The 25,822-nt window shown below is 68.7% G+C and carries 26 protein-coding genes; 7 read left to right on the top strand and 19 right to left on the bottom strand.

The annotated features are described in order from the left end of the window. Positions 1 to 218: 218 nt before the first annotated feature. From AC5Y4H_RS09990 to AC5Y4H_RS10000, 3 genes are all read left to right on the top strand, one after another. Positions 219 to 1,190: a proteasome assembly chaperone family protein gene (locus AC5Y4H_RS09990; protein WP_499980958.1), complete on the top strand. Its 972-nt coding sequence runs from the start codon at positions 219 to 221 to the stop codon at positions 1,188 to 1,190. A gap of 63 nt (positions 1,191 to 1,253) precedes the next feature. Further along, entirely contained in the window at positions 1,254 to 2,285 is a 1,032-nt protein-coding gene (locus tag AC5Y4H_RS09995) for an alpha/beta fold hydrolase (RefSeq protein ID WP_499980960.1), read from the top strand. Between the two features lie 45 nt (positions 2,286 to 2,330). After that, complete coding sequence (locus AC5Y4H_RS10000; RefSeq protein ID WP_499980963.1) at positions 2,331 to 3,017, top strand: PhzF family phenazine biosynthesis protein; 687 nt, start codon at positions 2,331 to 2,333, stop codon at positions 3,015 to 3,017. 23 nt (positions 3,018 to 3,040) lie between these two features. Here AC5Y4H_RS10000 and AC5Y4H_RS10005 read toward each other — a convergent pair whose 3' ends face one another. From AC5Y4H_RS10005 to AC5Y4H_RS10015, 3 genes are all read right to left on the bottom strand, one after another. Further along, the gene (locus tag AC5Y4H_RS10005) at positions 3,041 to 3,526 is read right to left on the bottom strand and encodes a peroxynitrite isomerase (RefSeq protein WP_499980966.1); all 486 of its coding nucleotides are present in this window, start codon (positions 3,524 to 3,526) and stop codon (positions 3,041 to 3,043) included. 49 nt (positions 3,527 to 3,575) lie between these two features. Further along, positions 3,576 to 4,040 carry a transcriptional regulator NrdR gene (nrdR, locus tag AC5Y4H_RS10010; protein WP_499980968.1) on the bottom strand — a complete coding sequence of 155 codons (465 nt, stop codon included), beginning with the start codon at positions 4,038 to 4,040 and terminating at the stop codon, positions 3,576 to 3,578. Positions 4,041 to 4,188: 148 nt separating this feature from the next. Continuing rightward, positions 4,189 to 4,683: a LysM peptidoglycan-binding domain-containing protein gene (locus AC5Y4H_RS10015; protein WP_499980971.1), complete on the bottom strand. Its 495-nt coding sequence runs from the start codon at positions 4,681 to 4,683 to the stop codon at positions 4,189 to 4,191. A 293-nt stretch (positions 4,684 to 4,976) separates the two neighbouring features. On the opposite strand from AC5Y4H_RS10015, the gene lexA reads away from it, so the two are divergent. Next, the gene (lexA, locus tag AC5Y4H_RS10020) at positions 4,977 to 5,675 is read left to right on the top strand and encodes a transcriptional repressor LexA (RefSeq protein ID WP_499980974.1); all 699 of its coding nucleotides are present in this window, start codon (positions 4,977 to 4,979) and stop codon (positions 5,673 to 5,675) included. A 15-nt stretch (positions 5,676 to 5,690) separates the two neighbouring features. On the opposite strand, the gene AC5Y4H_RS10025 is transcribed toward lexA, so the two are convergent. The 7 genes from AC5Y4H_RS10025 to AC5Y4H_RS10055 all read right to left on the bottom strand — a co-directional run bounded on the left by AC5Y4H_RS10025 (position 5,691) and on the right by AC5Y4H_RS10055 (position 14,893). Then, positions 5,691 to 7,898: an LGFP repeat-containing protein gene (locus AC5Y4H_RS10025; protein WP_499981251.1), complete on the bottom strand. Its 2,208-nt coding sequence runs from the start codon at positions 7,896 to 7,898 to the stop codon at positions 5,691 to 5,693. 631 nt (positions 7,899 to 8,529) lie between these two features. Next, positions 8,530 to 9,690, bottom strand: coding sequence for an acyl-CoA dehydrogenase family protein (locus AC5Y4H_RS10030; RefSeq protein WP_499980977.1), 1,161 nt, complete (start codon positions 9,688 to 9,690; stop codon positions 8,530 to 8,532). Positions 9,691 to 9,825: 135 nt separating this feature from the next. Next, a complete protein-coding gene (gene hflX / locus AC5Y4H_RS10035) occupies positions 9,826 to 11,277 on the bottom strand; it encodes a GTPase HflX (protein ID WP_499980979.1) in 1,452 nt (483 codons plus the stop codon). A gap of 46 nt (positions 11,278 to 11,323) precedes the next feature. Beyond that, a complete protein-coding gene (gene dapF, locus AC5Y4H_RS10040; protein WP_499980981.1) occupies positions 11,324 to 12,196 on the bottom strand; it encodes a diaminopimelate epimerase in 873 nt (290 codons plus the stop codon). A gap of 4 nt (positions 12,197 to 12,200) precedes the next feature. Continuing rightward, positions 12,201 to 13,160 carry a tRNA (adenosine(37)-N6)-dimethylallyltransferase MiaA gene (gene miaA, locus AC5Y4H_RS10045; RefSeq protein ID WP_499981252.1) on the bottom strand — a complete coding sequence of 320 codons (960 nt, stop codon included), beginning with the start codon at positions 13,158 to 13,160 and terminating at the stop codon, positions 12,201 to 12,203. An 8-nt stretch (positions 13,161 to 13,168) separates the two neighbouring features. Then, positions 13,169 to 13,861 (bottom strand): class III extradiol ring-cleavage dioxygenase family protein, encoded by a 693-nt coding sequence (locus AC5Y4H_RS10050; RefSeq protein ID WP_499980982.1) that lies wholly within the window; start codon positions 13,859 to 13,861, stop codon positions 13,169 to 13,171. 54 nt (positions 13,862 to 13,915) lie between these two features. Continuing rightward, entirely contained in the window at positions 13,916 to 14,893 is a 978-nt protein-coding gene (locus AC5Y4H_RS10055) for a DMT family transporter (protein ID WP_499980984.1), read from the bottom strand. A 593-nt stretch (positions 14,894 to 15,486) separates the two neighbouring features. Between AC5Y4H_RS10055 and AC5Y4H_RS10060 the strand changes: the two genes are divergently transcribed. Then, positions 15,487 to 16,812 carry a DUF349 domain-containing protein gene (locus tag AC5Y4H_RS10060; RefSeq protein WP_499980987.1) on the top strand — a complete coding sequence of 442 codons (1,326 nt, stop codon included), beginning with the start codon at positions 15,487 to 15,489 and terminating at the stop codon, positions 16,810 to 16,812. Between the two features lie 6 nt (positions 16,813 to 16,818). Here the strand turns inward: AC5Y4H_RS10060 and AC5Y4H_RS10065 are convergent, their stop codons facing one another. The 4 genes from AC5Y4H_RS10065 to recA form a co-directional block, all read right to left on the bottom strand. Beyond that, positions 16,819 to 17,460 carry an Rv2732c family membrane protein gene (locus tag AC5Y4H_RS10065; protein WP_499980991.1) on the bottom strand — a complete coding sequence of 214 codons (642 nt, stop codon included), beginning with the start codon at positions 17,458 to 17,460 and terminating at the stop codon, positions 16,819 to 16,821. After that, positions 17,448 to 18,989 (bottom strand): tRNA (N6-isopentenyl adenosine(37)-C2)-methylthiotransferase MiaB, encoded by a 1,542-nt coding sequence (miaB, locus tag AC5Y4H_RS10070; protein ID WP_499981254.1) that lies wholly within the window; start codon positions 18,987 to 18,989, stop codon positions 17,448 to 17,450. The genes AC5Y4H_RS10065 and miaB overlap by 13 nt, the downstream gene beginning before the upstream one ends. Positions 18,990 to 19,051: 62 nt before the next feature. Then, positions 19,052 to 19,573 carry a recombination regulator RecX gene (gene recX, locus AC5Y4H_RS10075; protein ID WP_499980995.1) on the bottom strand — a complete coding sequence of 174 codons (522 nt, stop codon included), beginning with the start codon at positions 19,571 to 19,573 and terminating at the stop codon, positions 19,052 to 19,054. Beyond that, entirely contained in the window at positions 19,539 to 20,579 is a 1,041-nt protein-coding gene (recA, locus tag AC5Y4H_RS10080) for a recombinase RecA (RefSeq protein WP_499980998.1), read from the bottom strand. Before recA ends, recX begins: the two co-directional genes overlap by 35 nt. A gap of 333 nt (positions 20,580 to 20,912) precedes the next feature. Here recA and AC5Y4H_RS10085 point away from each other — a divergent pair, with 333 nt between their 5' ends. Next, a complete protein-coding gene (locus AC5Y4H_RS10085; protein WP_499981001.1) occupies positions 20,913 to 21,578 on the top strand; it encodes a (2Fe-2S)-binding protein in 666 nt (221 codons plus the stop codon). A 245-nt stretch (positions 21,579 to 21,823) separates the two neighbouring features. On the opposite strand, the gene AC5Y4H_RS10090 is transcribed toward AC5Y4H_RS10085, so the two are convergent. From AC5Y4H_RS10090 to AC5Y4H_RS10100, 3 genes are read right to left on the bottom strand one after another with little or no spacing between them, the layout of a single operon-like run. After that, the gene (locus tag AC5Y4H_RS10090; RefSeq protein ID WP_499981003.1) at positions 21,824 to 22,018 is read right to left on the bottom strand and encodes a DUF3046 domain-containing protein; all 195 of its coding nucleotides are present in this window, start codon (positions 22,016 to 22,018) and stop codon (positions 21,824 to 21,826) included. Between the two features lie 51 nt (positions 22,019 to 22,069). Further along, a complete protein-coding gene (locus tag AC5Y4H_RS10095) occupies positions 22,070 to 22,339 on the bottom strand; it encodes a hypothetical protein (RefSeq protein ID WP_499981005.1) in 270 nt (89 codons plus the stop codon). Between the two features lie 49 nt (positions 22,340 to 22,388). Further along, positions 22,389 to 23,555: a glycosyltransferase gene (locus tag AC5Y4H_RS10100; RefSeq protein WP_499981007.1), complete on the bottom strand. Its 1,167-nt coding sequence runs from the start codon at positions 23,553 to 23,555 to the stop codon at positions 22,389 to 22,391. A gap of 50 nt (positions 23,556 to 23,605) precedes the next feature. On the opposite strand from AC5Y4H_RS10100, the gene AC5Y4H_RS10105 reads away from it, so the two are divergent. Continuing rightward, on the top strand, positions 23,606 to 24,037 hold the full coding sequence (locus AC5Y4H_RS10105; RefSeq protein WP_499981009.1) for a limonene-1,2-epoxide hydrolase family protein: 432 nt from the start codon (positions 23,606 to 23,608) through the stop codon (positions 24,035 to 24,037). A gap of 38 nt (positions 24,038 to 24,075) precedes the next feature. Here AC5Y4H_RS10105 and pspM read toward each other — a convergent pair whose 3' ends face one another. Further along, a complete protein-coding gene (gene pspM, locus AC5Y4H_RS10110) occupies positions 24,076 to 24,906 on the bottom strand; it encodes a phage shock envelope stress response protein PspM (protein WP_499981012.1) in 831 nt (276 codons plus the stop codon). Next, positions 24,896 to 25,723: a phage shock protein PspA gene (gene pspA / locus AC5Y4H_RS10115; RefSeq protein ID WP_499981016.1), complete on the bottom strand. Its 828-nt coding sequence runs from the start codon at positions 25,721 to 25,723 to the stop codon at positions 24,896 to 24,898. Before pspA ends, pspM begins: the two co-directional genes overlap by 11 nt. Between the last annotated feature and the right edge of the window lie 99 nt (positions 25,724 to 25,822).

Here is a 25,822-nt window from a genome sequence, read left to right on the forward strand (position 1 = left end):
GGCGGCAAGCCGACTCCCACACATCGCGGTGCGCCAAGCGGTTTACCGGCGAGCGCCCGGGCGACCCTGCGGGTGTCGTTTGCGGATGAGGAGTGAGAATTATCGCGTTCCAGCTAACAGGGTGAACGCGATGTTCGCTGATAGATGTTGGTGCCGACCGATTCGAGGGACACTTGGTAGGGCACCCTGGAGAGAACCTCGAGAGGAGGCGATCGGAAATGGCTCACCATCAGGACCCAGATGACGAGTACCAGCCAGGGCAGGCTGGCATGTATGAGCTCGAGTTGCCGGCGCCGCAATTGTCGACGTCCGATGGTCGCGGCCCCGTGCTGGTGCACGCCCTGGAGGGATTTTCCGACGCCGGTCATGCCATCAAGCTGGCGGCCGCGCATTTGAAGGCGGTATTGGACACCGAGTTGGTCGCATCCTTCGCGATCGACGAATTGCTGGACTACCGCTCGCGGCGGCCACTGATGACGTTCAAGACGGATCACTTCACCCACTACGAGGATCCCGAGCTGAGCCTGTACTCGATGCGCGACACGATCGGCACACCGTTCCTGTTGCTGGCCGGCATGGAACCGGATCTCAAGTGGGAGCGCTTCATCACCGCGGTGCAGCTGCTGGCCGAGCGCCTCGGAGTGCGCCAGACCATCGGCCTCGGCACGGTCCCGATGGCGGTACCGCACACCCGGCCCACCACTATGACCGCGCACTCGAACAACCCTGAGCTGATCGCCAACTTCCAGCCCTGGATCTCCGAGATCCAGGTCCCGGGTAGCGCCTCCAACCTGCTGGAATACCGGATGGGCCAGCACGGTCACGAGGTCGTCGGCTACACCGTGCACGTCCCCCACTACCTCACGCAGACCGATTACCCGGCCGCCGCGCAGGCCTTGCTCGAGCAGGTCGCCAAGACCGCGTCACTGGAGCTGCCGCTGACCGCGTTAACCGAAGCGGCCGAGGTGATTCGGGCCAAGATCGACGAGCAGGTGGAAGCGAGCGCCGAGGTCGCTCAAGTGGTGGCCGCGCTGGAGCGCCAGTACGATGCCTTCATCGACGCTCAGGAGAACAGATCGTTACTAGCGCGCGACGAGGATCTGCCGAGCGGCGATGAGCTGGGCGCAGAGTTCGAGCGATTTCTGGCCCAGCAGGCGGAGAAGAAGTACGACGACGACGACAAGTCCTGACCCACTCAGCATGACGCCCTAGCCCGACCGCCCTTAGCCCGGCCCGACACCAAGGTTGGCGATATGACCGAGCGGAAGCGCAATCCCACGCTCCGCCCGGTGCGTGAAGTAACCGCACCCAGACTCGAGTTCCGCACCATCCACGGTTACAAGCGGGCCTACCGCATCGCGGGTTCCGGGCCGGCGATACTGCTGATCCACGGCATCGGCGACAACTCCACCACCTGGAATACCGTGCAGGCCAAGCTCGCCCAGCGTTTCACGGTGATCGCCCCCGATCTGCTCGGCCACGGGCAATCAGACAAGCCGCGCGCCGACTACTCGATCGCGGCGTACGCAAACGGGATGCGTGACCTGCTCAGCGTGCTCGACATCGAGCGCGTCACTATCGTCGGCCACTCGCTGGGTGGGGGTGTGGCGATGCAATTCGCCTACCAATTCCCGCATTTGGTGGAAAGACTGATCCTGGTCGGGGCCGGCGGCGTCACCAAGGACGTCAACTTCGTCCTGCGCTGGGCCTCGCTGCCGATGGGCAGCGAAGCGATCGCCCTGCTGCGGTTGCCGCTGGTGCTGCCGGCGGTTCAGATCATGGGACGTGTTCTGGGCGCGGCGCTGGGCAGCAGCGGGCTGGGTCGCGACCTGCCCAATGTGCTGCGCATCCTCGACGACCTGCCCGAACCGACGGCGTCCGCGGCGTTCAGCCGGACGCTGCGCGCCGTGGTGGACTGGCGCGGGCAGATCGTCACCATGCTCGACCGATGTTATTTGACCGAAGCCATCCCGGTGCAGATCGTCTGGGGCACAAAGGATGTGGTGGTTCCAGTCCGGCACGCTCGGATGGCGCATGCCGCGATGCCCGGCTCCCGTCTCGAAATCTTCGAAGGCTCGGGGCACTTCCCCTTCCATGACGACCCCGCCCGCTTCATCGACGTCGTCGAGCGCTTCATCGATTCCACAGACCCCGCCGAGTACGACCAGGCCAGCCTACGCCAACTGCTGCGCACCGGCGGCGGCGAGCAGGCCGTCTCGGGCCCCGCTCCCACTCGCGTCGCCGTGCTGAACGCCATGGGTTCCGACGAGCGCAGCGCCACCTGATCACCTCGATCGACGCGGCCCGTGCAGGCGCCGTACAGTCGGCCCATGGGGATCCGCGTGGCGGTGCTGCGGGTGTTCGCCGATTCGGACGGCAACTTCGGTAATCCGCTGGGCGTGGTGGACGCCCGCCAGGTCCAGCCCGCCCAGCGGCAGCGGTTGGCAACCCAATTGGGCTACAGCGAGACGGTTTTCGTCGACTTCCCGGCCCCCGGCTCCGCCAGCGCGCACGCCGCCATCTACACGCCGCGAACCGAACTGCCCTTCGCCGGCCACCCGGCCGTCGGCGCGACATGGTGGCTGCGCGAGAACGGTTCGCCGATCAACACCCTGCAAGTGCGGGCCGGGATTTTGCAGGTGGGTTACGACGACGACCGCGCCAGCATCAACGCTCGCGCCGAATGGGCGCCTGACTTCGCCCTGCACGAATTCTCTTCCGCCGACGAGATTCTCGCCGCCGACCCGGCGGACTATCCCGACGACACCGCGCACTACCTGTGGGCCTGGACCGATCGCGCGGCCGGGTCGGTGCGGGCGCGCATGTTCGCCGCCAACCTCGGTGTGGTCGAGGACGAGGCGACCGGGTCCGCGGCGATGCGGATCACCGATTACCTGAGCCAGAGCCTGCGGATCATTCAGGGCAAGGGCTCCGTGATCGACACGAGGTGGAGCGCCGAGGGCTGGGTCGCCGTAACCGGGCGGGTCGTCAACGACGGTGTGAGACAACTCGACTGACGACGCCCCGCCGGGCGGGTGCTTTAGCGCTGCCGGTGTAACACGGCGGCGAGGTGGTCCTGCAGCGGCTGCCCAACCGCACCCATCTGCACCGTGTAGGAGAGCTCGTCGCCGTCGATGCGGAACGAACGGCCGAGCGCGGTCACCTCTTTGGCGGTGGGCGTCAACCCCACCGCCGTGGTCGACATCTGCATTTCGATGAGGTCACCGGTGACCGAGTAGGTGCCGACCTCGATTTCGGTGATACCGCTGGGGTGCGCCAGAACCAGTTCGATGTGACCGGGCTGTGGCACCCGAAGAAAACCGGTTTCGGCGTGCAACGGCTTGCCGTCGGCTACCGCCTTGGTTTTCTGGCCGTAGCTCAGAAAGGGCTTGCCGACGTGGGCGAACACGACTTCTTCGAGATAGTCGAAGGGCGGGATGGTCGGGTATTTACCCGCTCCCTTGCCGGACCAGGTCCCAAGGAGCGGGGCCAGCGCCGCAAGGTCGGGATGCAAGTCAATGGGCATGAGAGCGAGCCTAGCCCGGTGACGATGCGGGCCGGGACGGCCGGCGGCGTCAGCCTGGGGCTGCCACTCCGCGGTGATCGCGCAGGGCCTGGATCTCGCGTTCGAAATCGTCCGCGGACTCGAACGACCGGTACACGGAGGCGAACCGCAAGTAGGCGACTTCGTCCAGGTCGCGCAGGGGCCCGAGAATGGCCAAACCGACCTCGTGACTGGGTATCTCCGGCGAGCCCGCGGCACGGACGGTGTCTTCGACCTGTTGGGCCAGCAGGTTCAGCGCATCGTCGTCGACCTGACGTCCCTGGCAGGCCCGGCGGACGCCGCTGATGACCTTCTCCCTGCTGAACGGTTCGGTGACGCCGCTGCGCTTGACCACCGCCAGGACCGCAGTCTCCACGGTGGTGAAACGTCGTCCGCATTCGGGACAGGAGCGGCGGCGGCGGATGGCCTGGCCTTCATCGGTCTCGCGCGAGTCGATCACCCGCGAATCGGGATGGCGGCAGAACGGACAATGCATGACCGCTCCTTCATCGCGCCGACAAGGTACCGCAGGACCTTGAGCGTACCCGCGCGCTGACCAGCACTGCTAATGGAGCCGCCGGGCGTGTGGGGTCACCGCCGGCGTCAGCAACTGTCGGCCCAAAGCGGTTTCTGCACAACGGTGCTCAGCCGACCGGGGCGATGAGGGTCTGGCCCGCCATCAGGTTGGGCGAGCGAAGATCGTTGAGTTCGCGGATGCGGTCGGCGACCTGGATGGTCGGCGCGCCGGGCGCCACCCGGTGCGCGAAATCCTGCAGCGACTCCCCCGCGTCGACACGGACGACGGCGAGCCGGTCGGGAACGTGGGCCGCCGAGTTCGTGGAATCGCCGTTGAGCACCTGACCGACGTTTGCGACGAGGCCCAGCCACAGCGTGATTGCGCCGGCGGCCAGCGCCAGCCCAATCGTCGACGCCCAGGTAGTGGCGCGCCTGCGGTGCGGAGCGACCGACATTGCCACCCCGGTGCCGTAGTAGCGCGTGGCGGCGCCCGCCGGCCGCGACGGCACGGGCCGGCGGGACCGGGCCAGCCCGTCCCGTCCGTAGCGAGCCCCCTGGACGGGTCCATTGATCGGGCGCCGAAGACTGCTGGTCCGCGGCGCTGGCGTGTGGATGACTGTCATCTTCTTTCCTCCGGTCAACTAGCTCTCGCTCGTGTGTTCGACAGTAATCGCCTGTATGTTCGAATCCGAACATTTGAGCGAAGCGTGTCGCACGAGCAAACGCTAGATCACACCACCGACAAGTTCGTCGGCCTCTACCACTGTCACGAGGACACAAATACCCGATATCTCGAAGAGTTACACATTTGTGATTCGCGCGAATTCGGACGCTTTCCGCCGAGCGGCCGAACGACGCGACACGCCACTCGAACACATGTTTGATTCTCGTTCGCGGTGCGGCTACATTCAGTGCCATGGGCGACAGCAACGACATTTCATCGGCCGGCCCCGAGGGTCGGCTGCACTCCGTGGATTCCTCGCTGACCGAACGGCAGCGCACCATTCTGAATGTCATCCGCGCCTCGGTCACGAGCCGCGGCTACCCGCCGAGCATCCGGGAGATCGGCGACGCAGTCGGTCTGACGTCGACGTCATCGGTCGCGCACCAGCTGCGCACCCTCGAGCGCAAGGGGTACCTGCGCCGCGACCCGAACCGTCCGCGAGCCGTCGATGTCCGCGGGGCCGACGACGACGTGGCGGCGCCCGCCACCGAGGTGGCCGGCTCGGACGCCTTGCCGGAGCCGACGTTCGTCCCAGTGCTCGGGCGCATCGCGGCCGGCGGACCCATCCTGGCCGAAGAGGCCGTCGAGGACGTCTTTCCCCTGCCGCGCGAATTGGTCGGTGAAGGCACGCTCTTCCTGCTCAAGGTCGTCGGCGACTCGATGGTCGATGCCGCGATCTGCGACGGCGACTGGGTGGTGGTCCGTCAGCAGAACGTCGCCGACAACGGCGACATCGTCGCGGCGATGCTGGACGGCGAAGCCACGGTCAAGACGTTCAAGCGCGCCGGCGGTCAGGTGTGGCTGATGCCGCACAACCCCGCGTTCGATCCCATCCCGGGCAACGATGCGAGCGTGCTGGGCAAGGTCGTCACCGTCATCCGCAAGGTCTGACGCGCGCGGGCTGAGTCAGTCAGCCCTGGTGAAGCCGTTGGCCTGCGCGACCTCTTCGCTCGAAAACCAGAGTTCGGCGAGCGTGTCCTGATACAGATCGCTGCCCGGCAGGTAGTACAAGCCGTAGCGAGCACTGGCCTTGATGGGGTATCCGTCGGGCGCCTGGTACGGGTCATCGAGCGGCAGGTGGATCGTCGGTCGCCCGTCCGGTCCAGCCAGGCCGTTCTCCGAGGCGTCGTCCGCGGCGTGCCGGCCGCTTCGTGCCGGACGCCCGGCCTCGACCGCATCGGCGACCACGGCGGCTCCCACCGCGGTGTCCGCCACGTCGGCTTCCGTCGCGGTGTCCGCTGCCGGTTCGACATCCGGTTCCGGCGCGGCGAGGTCAAGGTATTCGTCTTCCGGCTCAGCGGTTTCCAGGGCGCCGTCCACGGCGTCGCCTTCCGGCGGGGTGCTGGGAACGGCGACGTCGGGAGACTCGTCGTACGGATACGTCTCCGCCACATAAGCCGCGTCGGGGCCGTCCGCGTCGGCGTAGGCGGCGTCGTCCGCCGTCTCGGGCTCGGCAACCTCGGGGACGGCGTCGGTGTAGTCCGTGTAGTCGGCCCCGGCCTCGGAATAGTCGGCCTCTGCCAGCATCTCCCCGGAGACGACCGGGATCGAGTCGGTGTCCACCGCGTCGGGGTCTTCCTCCTCGAACCCGTAGTCGCTTTCGGCAGGACGCTGACGTTGCCAGCTGACCCGCCCGGCGTCCGGTTCCGGTTCAGGCTGGTGCGTCGCGCCGAGCCCGAACGAGTCCGCGCTGACGTCAGCGTCGTCGTGCCCCCAGCGATCGTCGGGGTCGTAGCCGAAGTCCCCCCGGCGGCCCGGCGCGTAGGCCGCGGCCTCGTCGTGGACGGGCCGGCGCCGCCGGGAAACGAACAGTAACCACGCCAACAGCACGAGCAGCGCCACCACCGGAATGGCGGCCACCAGCCACCACCAGTGCCAGGCGGACTTCTTGGCATGCGCCGGCATGGCCGAATTGCTCGGCTGGTCCTGACCCGACACCTGCAGGCCGGACAGCAGCGGCGCCAGGTTGGACGGTTCCGTGCTGAACGTGTTCTTCGCCCGGTTCCACGAAATCTTGCCGCCGGTGAACTGCTGGGAGACCACGTCGCCGGTCACGGCCTGGTCGCCGACCGGGGCACCGAGTTTGCCGGCCGGAGCGCGCAGCTTGTCCCACGCAACCTTCATCGCCCCACGCACAACGAAGGCGCCGTGGTCGGGCGTCCAGAAGATGACCGGCTTGTCGGCCGCGGAGAAGGTGGCGATGCGGCTGGAACGCCCGATGTTGCCGTCGGTTTCGTTGGTGGTGGGGAATCCCAGGTCGCTGCCGACCGGCCCGCCCAGTGACTCGTACTTGGCCAGGATGTCGCTCTTGAGGGCGTTCGCGCCGGTGGCCGGGGTGAAGAACACCTTGCCACCGGCGAAGTTCTGGGCGATGCCGTCGCCGCCGACCGGGTATTGCCCGCCCTGCTTGGCGCCCAATGGTCCCGTGGGGCCGCCCGCCGCGCGCCAGGCGGTGTTGATCGCCGCCGTGGGATCGATCGCCACCTGCAGGCCCTTGAGCTGGTCGGCCAGCGCCGGCGGTTCGGTGGTGAACTGTTTGGTCTGCCGGTTCCACGAGACCTGGCCACCGCTGAATTTCTGTGAGGACACCTCACCGCTGTAGGTCTCGTCGCCGACCGGCACACCGAGAACCCCGCCCGAGCTGCCCAGCTTGTCCCAGGCGGTGTTCAGAGCACCGCGCACCACGTGCGGGCCGTGCTCGGGCGTCCAGAAGATCACCGGCTTGTCGCTGGCCGAAAAGGTGATCACCCGGCTGTCCGGGCCGGCGAGACCCGGAACTTCGTCGATGGCCGGGAAGCCCAGATCGCTGCCGGCCGGGCCGCCCAGCGACTCGTATTTCTCCAGGACGGGTCCGTAGGCGAACCTGGCTCCGGTCGCCGGGGTGAAGAACATCTTGCCGCCGTCGAAGTCCAGGGCGAAACCATCCCCGACGGGATATACGTCGCCCTTGCGGGCGCCCAATGGCGAGGTGTCGCCGCCGGCCTTATCCCATGCGGCCATGATCGCCGCCTCGGCGTCGCCTATCGGACTCGCCACCGCGGTGGGGGCCAGCAATACCGCGGCCAGTGCGGTGGTCGTCAAGCTGACCAGCGCGCTTCCGATCAGCTTGCGCATGTGACCTCTCTGCACCTTCACCAAGCCTCCCAGCCGGCGGACATGGCTCTTTCTGCGACTACACCTGCATAACCGGCGACCGGGCGGTACTTGCGCCGGAAATGGACCCGCGCTCGATCGGCCTTATCGTCGGGCTCGCATAACTTTGCTCCAGCCAAGAAGAAATGCGAAGTCAAATCACGAATTTTACAAAAACGGATACCCCACCGATGTCGAAATGATGCCGGCCCATGGCCCAATCGCGATCCGCCCTGGCACCGTTCGCGTGGTGTCGCGGATATCGCACGGAAATGCGGCGGGAATGCCCCATCGAGTGATGCCGCCGGACTGCCGACTCGCACACCAGAATTGCGAAGGCCGCGGTCGCGCGGCGGGCATGAGCCGGTAGCGCGAGCACGGGGCTGACAATGCGCGATGTCACGGTCGGCGCACCCGAAACACATGCGCCGACGGTACGTGAGCCATCAGCGCATTCACGCTCTACCCCCGAACAATCAGCTCGGTTTGACGCTCGCGGCGCGGTGCGAGACAGCAGACGAATCTCCGTCGCGCGCAGCGATTGCCGCACATCCCTGCGCCGATATCGTCCGCGGGTGTTGCGATCGCTGCCCGCGATCCAGCAAACGAAATGCTAGACGCCGAGGCCGCGGCCGATGATTTCCTTCATGATCTCGGTCGTGCCGCCGTAGATCGTTTGCACCCGCGCATCCAGATAGGCACGGGCAACGGGATATTCACGCATGTAGCCGTAGCCACCGTGCAGTTGCAGGCAGCGGTCGATCAAATGGACCTGTTTTTCGGTCGAGTACCACTTGGCCATCGCGGCCTGCTCAGCCGTCAGCTTGTGGTCCAGGTGCAGGCGGAGGAACTCGTCGACCATCATGCGGACCACGGTCGCCTCCGTGGCCAGCTCGGCCAGCACAAAGCGACTGTTCTGGAAACTGCCGATCGGCTTGCCAAATGCCTTGCGCTCCTTGGTGTACTGCACGGTCTGGTCGAGCACCTGCTCCATGGCCGCGGCGGCCATGATGGCGATCGAGATGCGTTCCTGCGGCAGGTTCTGCATGAGGTAGATGAATCCCATGCCCTCCTTGCCCAGCAGGTTTTCGGCCGGCACCTGGACGTCGGTGAACGACAGCTCGGCGGTGTCCTGGGCGTCGAGCCCGATCTTGTCCAAGTGGCGCCCGCGCTCGAAGCCCTCCATGCCCCGCTCGACGGCGAGCAGCGAGAAGCCCTGAGAGCCCTTTTCCGGGTCGGTCTGCGCGACCACGATCACGAGGTCGGAGTTGATTCCGTTGGTGATGAAGGTCTTTGAGCCGTTGAGCACGTAATGGTCGCCCTGCTTGACGGCACGGGTCTTGATGCCCTGCAGATCGCTACCAGTTCCCGGTTCGGTCATCGCGATCGCCGTAATCAGCTCGCCGGTGCAGAACTTCGGCAGCCAGCGTTGCTTCTGCTCCTCGGTGGCCAGGGCCAACAGGTACGGCGCCACGATGTCGTTGTGCAGGCCGAAACCGATGCCACTGTAGCGGCCGGCGGTGGTTTCCTCGGTGATGATCGCGTTGTACCGGAAGTCGGGATTGCCGCCGCCGCCGTACTCTTCGGGCACCGCCATGCCGAGGAAGCCTTGCTTGCCGGCCTCGAGCCACACACCGCGGTCGACGATCTTCTCTTTCTCCCACTCGTCGTGGTACGGCGCGACGTGGCGCTCGAGGAAGCCGCGGTAGGACTCGCGGAACAGGTCGTGCTCTGATTCGAAAAGAGTGCGCTGGTATTTGATGGCGCTGCTCATGAAAGACCTCCGGCGACTGGGATTCCTGCAGCCCAAGATATACCAACCGGACGGTTGGTAGACAGCCGGCGGGGTCGCCTAGCGTCGGGTCGAGCAGGTCGGGACGGCGAGCGCCGCGGAGTTCCCCGGGTGCGTTCAGGACGCGGAGAACTCGCGCAACCTGCCGGCCAGGGCCAGCGGAACCCGCGCCCGGATGTGGGTGCCCTCGGCGTTGTGCTCCTCGTGCTGGACGCGCCCGTCCGCGTGCAAGCGGGCCACCAGGTCGCCGCGGTGGTACGGGATCACCACGTCGACGGCGGTGTCGGCCGGAACGGCGAGCTCGGCGATCCGGCGGCGCAGGGCGTCGATACCGTCGCCGGTGCGCGCGGACACGAACATGGCGCCCGGCAGGGCATGGCGAAGCTTGGCCAGCGTCAAATCGCTTGCGGCGTCGACCTTGTTCACCACCACCAGCTCCTGGGGCGCGGCACCATCGCGGTCGGCCCCGTAATCGGCGACGACTTCCGAGACCACCTGGCGGACCGCGTTGATCTGCGCCAGCGGGTTGACGTCGGAGCCGTCGACGACGTGTACCAACAGGTCGGCGTCGACCACTTCTTCCAGCGTGGAGCGGAAGGCTTCGACCAGTTGGGTGGGCAGGTGCCGGACGAATCCGACGGTGTCGGTGAGCACATAAGAGCCGGGCGTCTTGGAATTGGGGTAGAACTCGGCGCGTCGGGTGGTGGGTTCCAGGGTGGCGAACAGCGCGTCCTGGACCAGCACTCCGGCCCCGGTCAGCGCGTTGAGCAGGCTCGACTTGCCGGCGTTGGTGTAGCCGACGATGGCGACCGCAGGCAAATCGCTGTGCACCCGCCGGCTGCGCTGGGTGTCGCGGACCTGCTTCATGTCCTTGATCTCGCGGCGCAGCTTGGCCATGCGCTCGCGGATGCGCCGCCGGTCGGTCTCGATCTTGGTTTCACCGGGACCGCGCAGGCCCACGCCTCCCCCGCTGCCGCCGGCACGGCCACCGGCCTGCCGCGACATCGACTCACCCCAGCCACGCAGCCGCGGCAGCATGTACTCCATCTGGGCCAGCGAAACCTGCGCCTTGCCCTCCCGGCTGGTGGCGTGCTGGGCGAAGATGTCGAGGATCAAGGCGGTGCGGTCGATGACCTTCACCTTGACCGCCTTCTCCAGTGCGGTCAGCTGCGCCGGGGAGAGTTCACCGTCGCAGATGACGGTGTCGGCGCCGGTCGCCAGCACCACTTCGCGCAGTTCGGCCGCCTTGCCCGAACCGATGTAGGTCGACGGGTCGGGCTTGTCACGGCGCTGGATCAACCCCTCGAGCACCTCGGAGCCGGCGGTTTCGGCCAGCGCCGCGAGCTCGGCCATGCTGGCCTCGCTGTCCGCGGCGGTGCCGTCGGTCCACACGCCCACCAGGACGACCCGCTCGAGCCGGAGCTGGCGGTATTCGACTTCGGAGACGTCGGTGAGTTCGGTCGACAGGCCGGCGACGCGGCGCAGCGCCGACCGATCTTCGAGGGCGAGTTCGCCCGTGCTGGGCTCCGGGATTGCCGGAGCGTGGTCGCGAAATTCAGGTTCTGTCATAGGCAATAAGAGATGATGCACGCGAAAGCGGTGTCGCGCACCTGATTTAACGCTGCTGTTCGCGCCACCATTCCTCGCTGAGTTCTCCATGGGCTACCAATACGGACGGTCCGCGCAGGAAGCTGGTGGCGTCGGTGATGGTGACGACGACGTCGCCGCCGGGCACGCGCACGGTCAGGGTGCCGGTGGCCGCGCCGGCACCGGCCAGCGCGGCGACCGCGGCCGCAACCGTTCCGGTGCCACACGAGCGCGTTTCGCCCACTCCCCGCTCGTGCACGCGCATGTGCACCGCCCCATCGTCCGGTGCGGTGAGGATCTCGACATTCACCCCGTCCGGGAATTGGGCGCGATCGAAGCTCACCGGCGCGGCGACGTCCAGCGCCGCCAGCGCCTCGGCCGTCAGTTGTGGGTCCACGCAGGCCAGGTGCGGATTGCCCACATCGACGGCCAGGCCCGCGAACCGCCGGCCGCCCACGACCGCTTCGCCCGGGCCCAGCGTGTTGGCCTTGCCCATGTCGACGCTGATGTCGGCGGTCGTCGCGTCGACGCGGTGCACCGCGACCGGCCGCGGACCCGCAAGCGACCCGACCACGAATTCGTCGCGGGACTCCATACCGCTGGTTCGCAGGTAGTGGGCGAAGACCCGCACGCCGTTGCCGCACATCTGGGCGACGGACCCGTCTGCGTTGCGGTAGTCCATGTACCAGTCGCCGGCGCCCACTCCGTCGGGCACCCGGTCGAGCACGCCGGCGGACAGCGCCGCACCGGCGGTGGTGACGCGCAGCACCCCATCGGCGCCCAGACCGCGGCGCCGGTCGCAGAGCGCGACCACCCGCGACTCGGTCAGGCTCAGCTCGGCCTGGGGGTCCGGCAGCACCACGAAGTCGTTCTGGGTGCCGTGGCCCTTCGCGAAATTCACCTGCTCAGGATACGTGGCGCCACGCCCGCAGGGCGGCGTCGACGACCGCGGTGTCCTCCGCCGGGCTCGCCGCACCGACATCGAGCCACCGTACGCGGTGATCCCGGCGAAACCAGGACCGCTGGCGCCGGACGTAGCGTCGGGTGCCGAAGAAGGTCTGCTCGCGCGCGTCCCGCAGTTGATCGGCGCTGGGGCCCGCCGGACCGCTGGCATCCAGGGCGGTCAGCACCTGGGCGTAGCCCAGCGCGCGCGAGGCGGTGACCCCGTCGCGCAGGCCCTTGTCGAGCAGCGCGATCACCTCGCCGACCAGGCCCCGGTCGAACATGGCGTCGGTGCGGCGGGCCAGACGCTCATCGAGAAGTGTTGTGTCGCAATCCAGCCCGACGATGGCGGTGTCCCACCTGGGCGCGCCGATCTGCGGCGCGGAGGCGGCGAACGGGCGACCGGTCAGCTCGACCACCTCCAGCGCCCGCACCGTGCGTCGGGCATCGGTGGGCAGAATGGACGCCGCCGCGGCGGGGTCGCGCCGGGCCAGCTCGGCGTGCAGTTCGCGCACCCCGATCTCGGCCAGGCGCTGCTCCCAGCGCGCGCGCACCGCGGGATCGGTGGCGGGAAACGACCAGTCGTCGAGCAGCGACTGGATGTAGAGCATGGAGCCGCCCACGATGATCGGCAGCGCACCCCGGGCCGCGATGGCTTCGACGTCGGCGGCGGCGGCGCCCTGGTAGCGGGCGACCGTCGCGGTCTCGGTGACGTCGAGGACATCGAGCTGGTGATGCGGGATGCCGCGGCGGGCGTCGACGGGCAGCTTGGCGGTGCCGATGTCCATGCCGCGATAGAGCTGCATCGCGTCGGCGTTGACGATCTCGGCGCGGACGCCGAGCCGCTCGACCCGGTCCGCAAAGTCGAGGGCCAACTGCGACTTGCCCGTGCCGGTCGGGCCGATGATCGCCAGGGGGCGCACGGCGGCCGTCACAGCTGCCAGGCGCCGGCGAAGTAACCCACCCCGAAGGGCGCTCCGCGGTACAGCTCCTTGGCCGATCGGGGTCCGGGCTCGGCCACTCCGGCCAGCACCTGAAATGCGACCCGCCCCAGGATCTGGCGCGGCAGGCGGCACAGCGCGGCGATATCGCCGAGGGCCAGCGCGTCGTCCAGCGCCTGTTGCGCGGCGGCGTTGTCCGGGTTGTACCCGCCGGGGGCGGCCGGTGTCAGCGTGTTCGCGCCGTCGGCGACGACCAGCACCCCCACCGGCTCGGCCAGCCCGTCGATCTCGGCGCGCAGACGTTTACCGCGGTCCAGTGCTGCGTCGGCGTCAATATCGGTGCGATAGATCCGGACCTGCGCGCTGGCGTGCGGCTGCGCCTGGCCGCGCACCCAGCCGGCCAGCAGCGCGCAGACCGGGAACGCAACCGGTGCGGCGGCCTCGTCGGCCCACGGCGAAAGCCGGACGCGTACGTCGGCGCCGAAACCCGCGAAGGTGCCCACCGCATCAGGGCTCAGCAGGCCGTCGTCGGGGCCCGTCCCGATCGCCACCCAGCGGTCGGGCAGCAATGCGGCCGCCGCAAGCGTCGCCGCGGCGAGGTCGGCCACCTCGGCGGCGGCCGCTCCGGCGAGTTCGGGGACGAGGACCGGCGCCGACGGGACGATCGCGATGGCGCTCAGCACGCCACCAAACTAACGTGCCCGGGCATCAGTTCGGTGTGCCCGGGCAGCCGGGCATCAACGACGCAAGCTGTCCGCCACAACCAGACGGTCACTGAAGGGACCGAAGCCGTCGGCCTCGGTCACCTCCGGGGCCGGTACTTCTCGCGGGGCACCACCTGACCCTGGCTCGGCCCGGTCGATGGTGGCGGCTTCGCCGCGGGCCAGTGCGATCGTGGCGATGAGCACCACCGCTACCGCCCCGATCAGCACGAAAGCCTTGGGGCCGTTGGCGTTCAGCGTCTCGCCCAGCACCAGCACCCCGAGCAGGCCGGCGACCACCGGCTTGGCCACCGTCATCGTCGGCAACGAGGCGGTCAGCGCGCCGGCGCGGAAGGCCGATTGCTGGAAGATCATCCCGGCCAGGGCCACCAGCAGCCAGGGCACGAACTCCGGCGACGTGAGCACACGCAGCGGGCCGTTCTCGGACATCTCGACGACACCCTTGGTCAGCACCGCGAACAGCGCCAGTGAGGAGCCCGCCACCACCGCGAGCAGCACGGCGGAGAACGGGCTGCCGGCGCGCAGCCGCGCGGTCACCACGCAGGCCACCAGGAGCGGCACCATGACCACGGCGACGATCATCCAGGTTTGCAGCGGCGCGCGCTGGTGCCCGGCGGCGGGATCGCCGACGATGATGACGACCGCCAGGGCGGCGGCCAGGGTGAGCGCCCACGCCCACTCCCGGGGCTTCACCCGGTGATGGGCCAGCCGCGCGTAGATGGGCAGAGCGAACAGCAGGGCAGTCACCTGCAGCGCGGTCACTAGGACGACCGAACCCCACGCCAGGGCGGCGGCCTGCAGGCTGTAGTTGGTGATCGCGGCCAGGCCGCCCAGCCACCAGCGGGTGTCCCGCAGCGACATCCGGAACAGTTCTAGGTGGCCGACCGGCTTGTCGGTGATCTCGTGCGCGGAGCGCTGACGGATGACGTCGCCGACCGCCGATGCCAGGGCCGCACACAAAGCCAGTAACGCCGCGACGTCAACTTTTGACATGACCGACCCCTCCGCCTTAAGACCGTTCGACCCAGCTTTCCCCGTGGCGCAAGCAAATACACGCACAATTCGCGTTCAGTTCAACTACGAATCTATGACGTTCAACACGTTGCGAATAACGCCGCAGGTAACCGTTCAACTATTACTTCAGCAATCTATGTAACGCGTGGGAGAACTCTAAGAGAACGACACAGCCGGCGGCGAGCGCCGGCTAAGCCCGTGCCACCGCGGCGCCCGCTACCAGCCGCTTACCGGCCCGCCGTACCGCATGCGATGCGATCAGCGTCACAACATCGCCCTGACCCGTTCGGCGAGTCGGCGACCGCGCCCGCGCGTGCGGCATCTCCGGGCGCGTGCGTCACGTCCCGCCCGGTGCACGATTCGAAGCGCAACACGCGCGATGCCGTCGGGTCGGTCGGGAATGGGAAGGTGGCGGCGCGTGCCAGAGCAAGCTGCTTGAATACTGTTAAGCACCTGTTGGGAGAACCCGGCGACGGGCATCCGGCAGACGCAGGAAGACGGTGCCGCTACGCGCGGCAGGCGCGCGGGACATGGACCGCGCGGACGGGTTGGGAAAGGGTAGTGACGAGCGCATGACGGACGAGCCTCGCGACGATTCAGCTCGGCCCGCGCCGCGTCCGGGACCACGTCCCGGTCCCCGGCCGACTCCGCGGCCCACCACCGCTCACCCACTGGTGATGCCGCCGCCCAGCAATCCGCACCAGTTCGGCCGCGTGGACGACGACGGCACGGTATGGCTGATCAGCTCCGCCGGCGAGCGCATCGTCGGCTCCTGGCAGGCCGGCGATCGGGAGGCGGCGTTCGCCCACTTCGGCCGTCGCTTCGATGACCTGGCCACCGAGGTCACCCTGATGGAGGAGCGCCTGACCTCCGGGACGGGTGACGCACGCAAGATCAGGGCCCATGCGGCCGAGCTGACCGAGGCGCTGCCGACCGCCGCCGTGCTCGGCGATATCGACGCGCTGGCGAGCCGGTTGAGCACCATCGTCGAACACGCCGAGGCGGCCGTCGCCGCGGACCGCTCCCGGCGCGAGGAGCATCGGGCCGCGCAGACCGCCCGCAAGGAGGCCCTGGCCGCGGAGGCCGAGGAGTTGGCCGCCAACGCGACGCAGTGGAAGGCCGCGGGCGACCGGTTCCGCGCGATCCTCGACGAGTGGAAGACGATCAGCGGGGTGGACCGCAAGGTCGACGACGCGTTGTGGAAGCGGTACTCCGCGGCCCGGGAAACCTTCAACCGGCGCCGGGGATCGCACTTTGCCGAGCTGGACCGGGAACGCTCGGGGATCCGCCAGGCCAAGGAACGCTTGTGCGAGCGGGCCGAAGCGCTGTCCGACTCGACCGACTGGACCGCGACCAGCGCCGAATTCCGCAAGCTGCTCACCGAGTGGAAGGCGGCCGGGCGGGCGACCCGGGAGGTCGACGACGCGCTGTGGCGGCGTTTCAAGGCCGCCCAGGACGTGTTCTTCACCGCGCGTAACGCGGTGACGGCGGAAAAGGACGCCGAGTTCCGGGCTAATGCGACCGCCAAGGAGGCCTTGCTGGCCGAGGCGGAGAAGCTCGACACCAGCAACCACGACGCCGCCCGCGCGGCGCTGCGCACGATCACCGAGAAGTGGGACGCGATCGGCAAAGTCCCGCGCGAGCGGTCCGCCGAGTTGGAGCGGCGGCTGCGTGCGGTGGAGAAGAAGGTGCGCGACGCCGGGGACACGGGCTGGTCTGACCCGCAGGCGCAGGCTCGGGCCGAGCAATTCCAGGCCCGCGCGGAGCAATACGAACAGCAGGCTCAGAAGGCCGCGGTGGCGGGGCGGACCAAGGAGGCCGAAGAGGCCAAGGCCAACGCCGAGCAGTGGCGGCAGTGGGCGCAGGCGGCCGTCGACGCCCTGACCCGCAAGCCCTAGCGGAGGTCAGGCCCCTTTGTCGGCGCCGGGATCGTCGCGGGTCTCCGGGGCTGCGGGCGTGGCCGGGTTGTCCAGGCCGTCGAGCAGGGTGATCGACTGCTGCGCCGCCGCGACGCGGCGCCGCTGCTCCTCGGCGGCGAGCTGCACGATGGTGCGCGACCAGACCACGCGTGCCCAGTGGTAGATGAGCACGAGCACGGTGAGCCAAGCGACGATCAGGCCCCAGCCGGGTCCCGGGTGCCCCGCGGAAACGGTCTGACGCGACCAGATCGCCAGCATGCCCGCGGCGCCCGCAATGGCGGTGCCCGCCAACGCCACCCAGGCCAGCGCCCAGCGCCGCGTCACCAGCGCCAGCATCGAGAAGCCCACGCCGAACACCAGTGCCAGCCATGCGAACACGCGCGACGGCAGGGCCACGGCGGCCGCGCCGGCGTGGTGGCTACCGAATAACACATCCCAGCCGCGCACGTCGCCGGTGTGCGGCAGGACGAAGGACGCGAGCAGCACGAACACCAGGATCGACACGAAAAAGGCTCGTGGGCCGGGGTCGATTCCTCGGGCCACCCGACGTTCTGCGGCCTCGATCTCGGTCCGCAGGGCGCCGAGCTGTATGTCGTCGTTGTCCATTTCTTTTTTCACAGTGCACATCCAAGGGGTTCGGGTGGGCCGACGGGCGGCCCGACGGCGGGCATGCCGAGGCCGACGCCGCCAGGGCGTTGTTTGGCGGCCTGCGCATCACCCGCCCGGGTGCGGCGATGCGTGACGACCCCCGCGTCGGCGATCAGGTGGTGCGGCGCGGCCCCGGTGACCACCGTGGTGATGACGTCCCCGGGCCGCACCGGGGCGTCGGGGGGCGTGTCGACGGCGAAGTGCACCAGCCGGCCGTCACGGGCCCGCCCGGTCATCCGCGCGGTTCGGCTGTCCTTGCGCCCTTCGCCCGTGGCGACCAGCAGTTCGACGGTCTGTCCGATCAGGGCCTGGTTGCCCTCCAGCGAGATCGCCTCCTGCAGTTCGATCAGCCGCTCATACCGTTCCTGCACAACGGCTTTCGGTATCTGCCCGTCGAGGTCGGCGGCGGGGGTGCCGGGCCGCTTGGAGTACTGGAAGGTGAACGCGGCCGAGAACCGGGCACGGCGCACCACGTCGAGCGTGGCGGCGAAGTCCTCTTCGGTCTCTCCGGGGAATCCGACGATCAGGTCCGTGGTGATGGCGGCGTGCGGCATGGCGGCCCGGACGCGGTCGATGATGCCGAGGTAGCGCTCGGCGCGGTAGGACCGTCGCATCGCGCGCAGCACCCGGTCCGATCCGGACTGCAGCGGCATGTGCAGGGCTGGGCAGACATTCGGCGTCTGCGCCATCGCCTCGATGACGTCGTCGGTGAATTCGGCCGGATGCGGCGAGGTGAACCGCACCCGTTCCAGCCCGTCGATGTCGCCGCACGCCCGCAGTAGGCGAGCAAAGGCGCCACGGTCGCGGCGCAGGGCCCGGTCGGCGAAGGACACGCCATAGGCGTTGACGTTCTGGCCCAGCAGCGTGACCTCGACCACGCCGTCGTCGACCAGCGAGCGGACCTCGGCCAGGATGTCATCCGGACTGCGGTCGACCTCTTTGCCCCGCAACGACGGGACGATGCAGAACGTGCAGCTGTTGTTGCACCCGACCGAGATGGAAACCCAAGCGGCGTAGGCGGATTCGCGTGCGCTGGGCAATGACGACGGGAACTCCTGCAGCGCCTCGGCGATTTCGACCTGGGCGACCTTGTTGTGCCGGGCGCGCTCCAGCAGCGTGGGCAGCGACCCGATGTTGTGGGTGCCGAAGATGACATCGACCCAGGGGGCCTTGCGCAGCAACGCGTCCCGGTCCTTTTGGGCCAGGCAGCCGCCGACGGCGATCTGCATCTCGGGATTGCCCCGCTTGCGCGGAGCCAGGTGGCTGAGGTTGCCGTACAGCTTGTTGTCGGCGTTCTCCCGCACCGCGCAGGTGTTGAACACCACCACGTCGGCGTCTCCAAAGTCCGAACCCTCGGCGGCCCGGTGATATCCGGCCGCTTCCAGCAGGCCTGCCAACCGCTCTGAGTCGTGGACGTTCATCTGACAGCCATAGGTGCGGACTTGGTAGGTGCGCGGCGGCACGGCGTAAGCCGCCGCGTCTGCGGGCACCGCGCCCTGCGCCACCATCGAAGTCACGGGGCCATGGTACGGCGACGGGTAGGCGCACGGGAAACCGCACGTCAAAGGGCCTACACCCGGCGGCGGTCCCGCTCGGCGGCCAACTCGGCGAAAACAACCTCGCACGCCAAGTTCTGGCTGTAGCCGCGGCGCGCCAGCAGTCCCACCAGCCTGCGGGTCACCCGCGCGTCGTCACCGTCAAGCGTCTCCCGGCGCAGCTTGGACCGGACCAACCGCTCGGCCCGGTCCCGTTCGGCGCCGGAGTCGATCTCGGCCAGCACGGAGGTGATCACGTCGTCGTCGACACCCTTCGTCTGCAGCTCGGCGGCCAACGCGCGCTTGCTTTTCCCGGCGTTCGCCCGGCGGGACTGCACCCACTGCTGGGCGAAGTCGACGTCGTCGATCAAGCCGACGGAGGCCAACCGGCCGAGCACCCGCTCACTGACGTCGCCGGGGTAGCCGCGTTTGGCCAGCTGGCCGTGGAGTTCGGCCCGGGTGCGCGCTCTCGCGGTGAGCAGGCGCAGGCACAGCGCCCGCGCCTGCTCCTCGCGGGAGGGCTCAGAAATCGACGGGGGCGGGCAGGACTTCGTCATCGGTCACGACCGCGCCAATGCCGAGCTTTTCCTTGATCTTCTTCTCGATCTCGTTGGCGACTTCGTCGTTTTCCATCAAGAAGGTGCGGGCGTTCTCCTTACCCTGGCCGAGCTGCTCACCCTCATAGGTGAACCAGGAACCGGACTTGCGAATGAAGCCCTGCTCCACACCCATGTCGATCAGCGAGCCCTCCCGGCTGATCCCGTGGCCGTAGAGGATGTCGAACTCGGCCTGCTTGAAGGGCGGCGCCACCTTGTTCTTGACGATCTTGACCCGGGTGCGGTTACCGACCGCGTTGGTGCCGTCCTTGAGCGTCTCGATCCGGCGTACGTCCATGCGCACCGACGCGTAGAACTTCAAAGCCTTTCCACCCGTGGTGGTTTCGGGGCTGCCGAACATCACCCCGATCTTCTCGCGTAGCTGGTTGATGAAGATCGCGGTGGTGCCCGAATTGTTGAGTGCGCCAGTCATTTTCCGCAGGGCCTGGCTCATCAGCCGGGCCTGGAGCCCGACGTGGCTGTCGCCCATCTCGCCTTCGAGCTCGGCGCGCGGCACCAGCGCGGCCACCGAGTCGATGACCAGGATGTCCAGGGCGCCGGAGCGGATCAGCATGTCGGCGATCTCGAGGGCCTGCTCCCCCGTGTCAGGCTGGCTGACCAGCAGGGAATCGGTGTCCACGCCGAGCTTCTTGGCGTACTCCGGGTCCAGGGCGTGCTCGGCGTCGATGAAGGCGGCGACGCCGCCGGCGGCCTGTGCGTTGGCCACCGCGTGCAGGGCGACGGTGGTCTTACCCGAGGATTCCGGGCCGTAGATCTCCACGACCCGGCCGCGGGGCAGCCCGCCGATGCCCAAGGCCACGTCCAGGGCGATGGATCCGGTCGGGATGATCGAGATCGGCTGACGCGTCTCGTCGCCGAGACGCATCACTGAGCCTTTGCCGTAGCTCTTTTCGATCTGGGCCATCGCCAGTTCGAGAGCCTTCTCGCGGTCGGGGGCTTGCGCCATGGTGCCTCTCCTATAGTCGGTGTTCGTCTGACCGGTATCGGTCGGTTGTCGGTGACATTAGAGAAAGCCACCGACAAGTTGACTGGCCGAACGTTCACCACAGTAGCCGAACAGGTGTTCGATTCAAGTCCGACACGCCGCGCACGCCACCTCTGTGGCAGCATCGGCTACCGAAAGGGCGCGCCGACAGAAATCGGTGCGAGCCCGATGCGGTCCCGCCACTGTGATCTTCTTGCACCCGAGAGAGCCGGGTACTCGCCGTCGGCGCCTCCCCATGACGGCCGGGGCGCACGACGACGGGGCCGGATTTCCCCAAGAGGGGGTCGCACCAAAGTGGACATTTCCACCGAGCTAGCCGAAATAGCTTCCTACGGTGGCTTTTTCGCGTTGACCGTGGGTGGCGACCCGGCGGGATGGCGTCCGGTCGGGCCGTCCTACGCCGACGGCTGCGCCGACCTGATCGACGCCACCGCACGGCGCTACCGCACGAGTGATCTGCGGATCGGCGCCTCGCTGGTTCACCTGGGGCACGCCACCCGGCTGTGGTCACCGGTGCTCGCATGCTCGATCGGTCACGGCGTACTGCCCGACCTCGACGACCTGCAACGCGCAAAGGGCGGCGCACAGCTGCGGCTGCCCCAACCCGCCGGGGAACCCATCGCCTTGCCCGCGCCCGAAGTGCTGTATCGCATCGTCGTGACCGACCACATGCTGCCGCTCGCCGCCGGCCTACCGGTCAAGCTGGCGCCCGCCCTGGTCGCCGGGAACGTCGCCTCCGCGCTCGTCGGAGCCGCGCAGGCCCTGCTCACGGCGCGGCCCGACCTGCGGCCGTCGGTTGTGCGGACGACCCGGTTGTTGCTGGACACCGGAATGATGGCCGGATCCGGTGTTCTCACCGGGCGGCAGCTGGCATTCCGGCGTCGCAGCTGCTGCCTCTTTTACCGTCTGCCCGGGGGCTCGTTGTGCGGCGACTGCGGACTGCATCGGACACGGCGGTAGGGCCGATCGGACGATGTGGGCGTCGTTTGGCCTCGCCGCATCAGGGTAAGTGACCGGCATGTCCTCAGCCGCTACGCAATCCTTGCGCGCCATCGCTCTGGTCTGCTCGTTGAAGACTCGTTGAAGAAGAGCCCGGTGCCGGACGCCGTTTGCATCCGCTACCGGCAATGCGGTCGGCAACGCCGTGCACCTCGCCACGGTGTTGCGGCAGAACACCTACCCGGCATACGAATAGCGCCCCGCGCTCACCACTGTTCCCGGGGCACGTCGAAGTCCACGCACAACGCCCGCCAGACGTCGCGGGGCTCGATGCCGGCCTCGATGGCTTGCGCGGCCGTGCGTCCGTCGAAGCCGCTCAGCACGTGATCCACCAGCACCGAGGACCCGTAGGTGGTGCCGAAGCGCAGGACGACCCGCTCGTGAAACTCCGTTAGCCGCACGCCAGTCAACATACCCAGCCCGCGCGCATGAGACACCTGAGCTCGAAGCCGCTACCTCCAGCTGGCGGGCAGGTCGATGATGTGGTTCGGGCAGTCCTCTTGCACCGCAATGGACATGACGTCGCGCGCGCGTTGGGCCGACATGGTGGCGCGCAGCTGCATGAAGGCGTATTCGGCCGGCGCGAGTCCCTGTTGGGCGGCGGCCGGATCGTCCATCAACTGGCACGCCTGTTGTTCCTCGGGGCTGTCGGCGTGCGCTACCGCCGCGCCGGCCAGCGAGCCCGCCAGCAGGGCGCCGGCGATCGTGGTGATGATCCTCATCGGGTGCCTCCCGTCGAAGCATAGGTCGGCCGGGACGGCGCGCAGCGGATCATCCGGCCACCGCGAGCGCGTCGCGGCACACCCGGACCGGATCGGCGACGTCGGCGATGCCGGCGGCCGCCGTCTGCGCCGCCGCCCGGTAGCCCGGCGACGACAGCACCTCGTTGACGGCGGCCACCAGCGCGTCGGCGGTCAGCGGCCGGATCAGCCGCGCGCTGCCCTGGCGCAGCACACGGTTGGCGATCTCCCACTGGTCGCCGCCGCCGGGCACCACCACCAGCGGCACCCCGGCCAGCAGCGTCTTGGCCACCATGCCGTGGCCGCCGCCGCAGATCACCAAATCGGCATGCGTCAACAACTCGTCCTGACGTCCCAGTCCGACCTTCGCCCACGGCGGCACCCTCAGTTCCGGTCCGTCCAGCCGCGACACCAGCAGGCGCGATCCCGCCGGCAGGGTCTCCCCCGGCGTCAAACACCCCAATGCGACCTCGGCAAGGCCTTCCGTCCCGATCACGGCGGTCGACGGCGCAATGACCACCACCGGCCCGGAGCCGGCCGGGACCTCGAGGATCCGGTCGGTCGGCTCGAAATGCAGCGGCCCGACGACGACGGCCTCGGCGGGCCAGTCCGGGCGGGGCACTTCCAACGCTGGCAGCGTCGCGATCAGCCGCCGCAACGGCCCGAAATCGCGTGCCGGCAGCCCGATCTCGACGCGCGAGTTGGCGCGCTGCTGCAGGCCCGTGCGCACGGATCGCGCCGTCAGCGCGCGCATCGTGGCGTCGCGCAGCCGGCCTCTGATGCCGGTGCCCGGTGCCAGCCCGCTGCCGATCGGCGGCAGTCCTTTCGACGGCAGGTACAGCGGATGCGGGTTGAGTTCGATCCACGGGATGCCCAGCAGTTCGGCGGCCATGCCGCCGCCGGCGGTGATGACGTCCGACACCACCAGGTCGGGCGCCAGTCCGCGCAGCGCGGGCACGTTGAGCACGGCCATTCGCGCGGCGCGCCGGTGAATTCTGGCCCCGGCGTCGACGTCGTCGTCGGTGGCCGCCAGCCCGTCCAGCGCGACGGCGCCGATGCCGGCGCGGCGGGCGGTGTCGAGCCATTCGGCGCCGGTGAACAGCGTGGGCTCATCGCCGGCTGCGGCGAAGCGCCGGCACAACGCAATCGCGGGGAACGAATGCCCGGGATCGGGCCCGGCGACCACGGCGACACGCATCGTGCTCACCCTGCCACAGCGCCCGATCGCCACGCGCCTACGCTGGCAAGATGACCGAGCTAACTGGCACAACCGTTGCGAACATCCGTACGGTCGAAGGATTCCTTTACGCCCTGCAGGACGCGGATTACGACGCCGCCGACGCCGCGCTGGCCGAGGACCTCGTCTACGAAAACGTCGGCCTGCCCACCATCCGTGGCCGGGCCAGGGCCATGAAGCTGTTTCGCCAGATGGAGGGGCGCGCCGCCTTCGAGGTGAAGATCCACCGCATCGCGGCCGACGGCGGCGCGGTGCTCACCGAACGCACCGACGCGCTGATCTTCGGCCCGCTGCGGCTACAGTTCTGGGTGTGCGGCGTGTTCGAGGTCCAGAACGGGCGAATCACGTTGTGGCGGGACTACTTCGACTTCTTCGACATGCTCAAGGCCACCGCACGCGGTCTGGCGGCGCTGCTGCTGCCGTCGCTCAAAGCATCGTTCTAGCAACGTGATCCGCGGGCCACGCCGGTGAGCCGGGGAAGCTAGCCCGTCCCGCGCAATCCGCCGAGTTCGTCGAACGCCTGTGCCCAGCCGACCAGCCGGTCCGTTGCGCCCGCCAGCTCGGCGCGATACTGCTGCGACGCGGCCGATCCGTCGCCGTTCGCCGAGGACACCAATTGCGCTGCCGCGGTTACCATTTCGTTGTATTGACGGACGCCGGCGCTGAGCTGCGCAGTGAACGCGTTGATGGTGGGCACCAGATACGACCGTGATTCCTCGCTGGCCTGCGCCGCCCGCTCCATCGAGACCACCTGCGCGGCGGTGGATGCCATGGCCGCCGAGGTCCTGGTGGCGGCCGCGGTCAGGTCGTGGATCTCGGCGGCGGGCAACATCGCGCCCCGCTCGATCACCGCCAGCAATGAGGTAAATCCTCGCTCCGAGGCGCCCAGCGCGTACATCGCCGGGCGCGCCGCCGAACCCGGTGGCGGCAGCCTGCGCACGCCGGCCGTCCGGGGGGTCGGCAACGGCTCGGACCGCAGCCAGCGATAGCGAAGCAGCAACAGCGTCGCCGGGATGGCCATGAAAACCGCGACGCCGCCGGTGATTTCCAGCAGCAATGCGAACCAGCCCCAGGCCGCGAGGAGCATCGTCACCGCCGCCCAGAACACGCAGCCGGCGCTGAAGATCAGGCCCCACCGAAGCGCGCGGCGGCGGCGGCGCAGCTGGCGTGCGCGCGGATCCGCGACCGCGCTGATCCTGCGGGCCACCATGTCGGAGACGTCGGCCGCGGTGGCCAGCCCGCGGTGCAGCAGCGCGCGCCACGGTCCTGGCTGTGCCGCTTTCACCGCAACGACGCTTCGACTACTGGCCAAGCGGCTTCTCGGTGACCGAGCCGCCCGCGCTTTCGGCGGGCGCCGGGGTGGGGGGCGTTGTCCCCGCGGCCGGCGTCCCACCGGTCGGCAGGGCCTCGCCACGCATCGAGGCGCGGATCTGTTCCAGCCGGGAATGGCCGGCCATCTGGACGCCGGCCTGCTCGACCTCGAGCATCCGGCCCTGCACCGAACCCTGCGCGAGCTCGGCGGCCCCGATCGCGTTGGCATACCGCCGCTCGATCTTGTCGCGCACCTCGTCGAGGCTGGGGACGTTGCCCGGGGCGGCGATGTCGCTCATCGACTGCAGCGACGCGCTCACCTGCTCCTGCATCTTCGCCTGCTCGAGCTGGCTGAGCAGCTTGGTGCGCTCGGCGATCTTCTGCTGCAGCACCATGGCGTTCTGCTCGACCGCCTTCTTGGCCTGCGCGGCCGCGCCCAGCGCCTGGTCGTGCAGCGTCTTGAGGTCTTCGACGCTCTGCTCGGCGGTCACCAGCTGGGCGGCGAACGCCTCGGCGGCGTTGTTGTACTCGGTGGCCTTCGCGGCGTCACCGGACGCGGTCGCCTGATCGGCCAGCGTCAAGGCCTGACGAACGTTGACCTGCAGCTTCTCCACATCCGCCAGCTGACGATTCAGCCGCATCTCCAGTTGCCGCTGATTGCCGATCACCTGCGCGGCCTGCTGGGTCAGCGCCTGATGCGTGCGTTGCGCTTCCTCGATGGCCTGCTGGATCTGGACTTTGGGGTCTGCATGCTCGTCGATCTTGGCGTTGAACAGCGCCGCGAGGTATTTCCACGCCTTGACGAACGGATTGGCCATGAGATAGCTCCACCTTCGCTTCTTGAGGACCCGGATGGGCCTGAACGGGCTCTGCGCCTGTCGCTCAATTTAACGGGTCGGCGCCGATCGCCCCACCCC

This window comes from Mycobacterium sp. NGS58 (assembly GCF_059812385.1).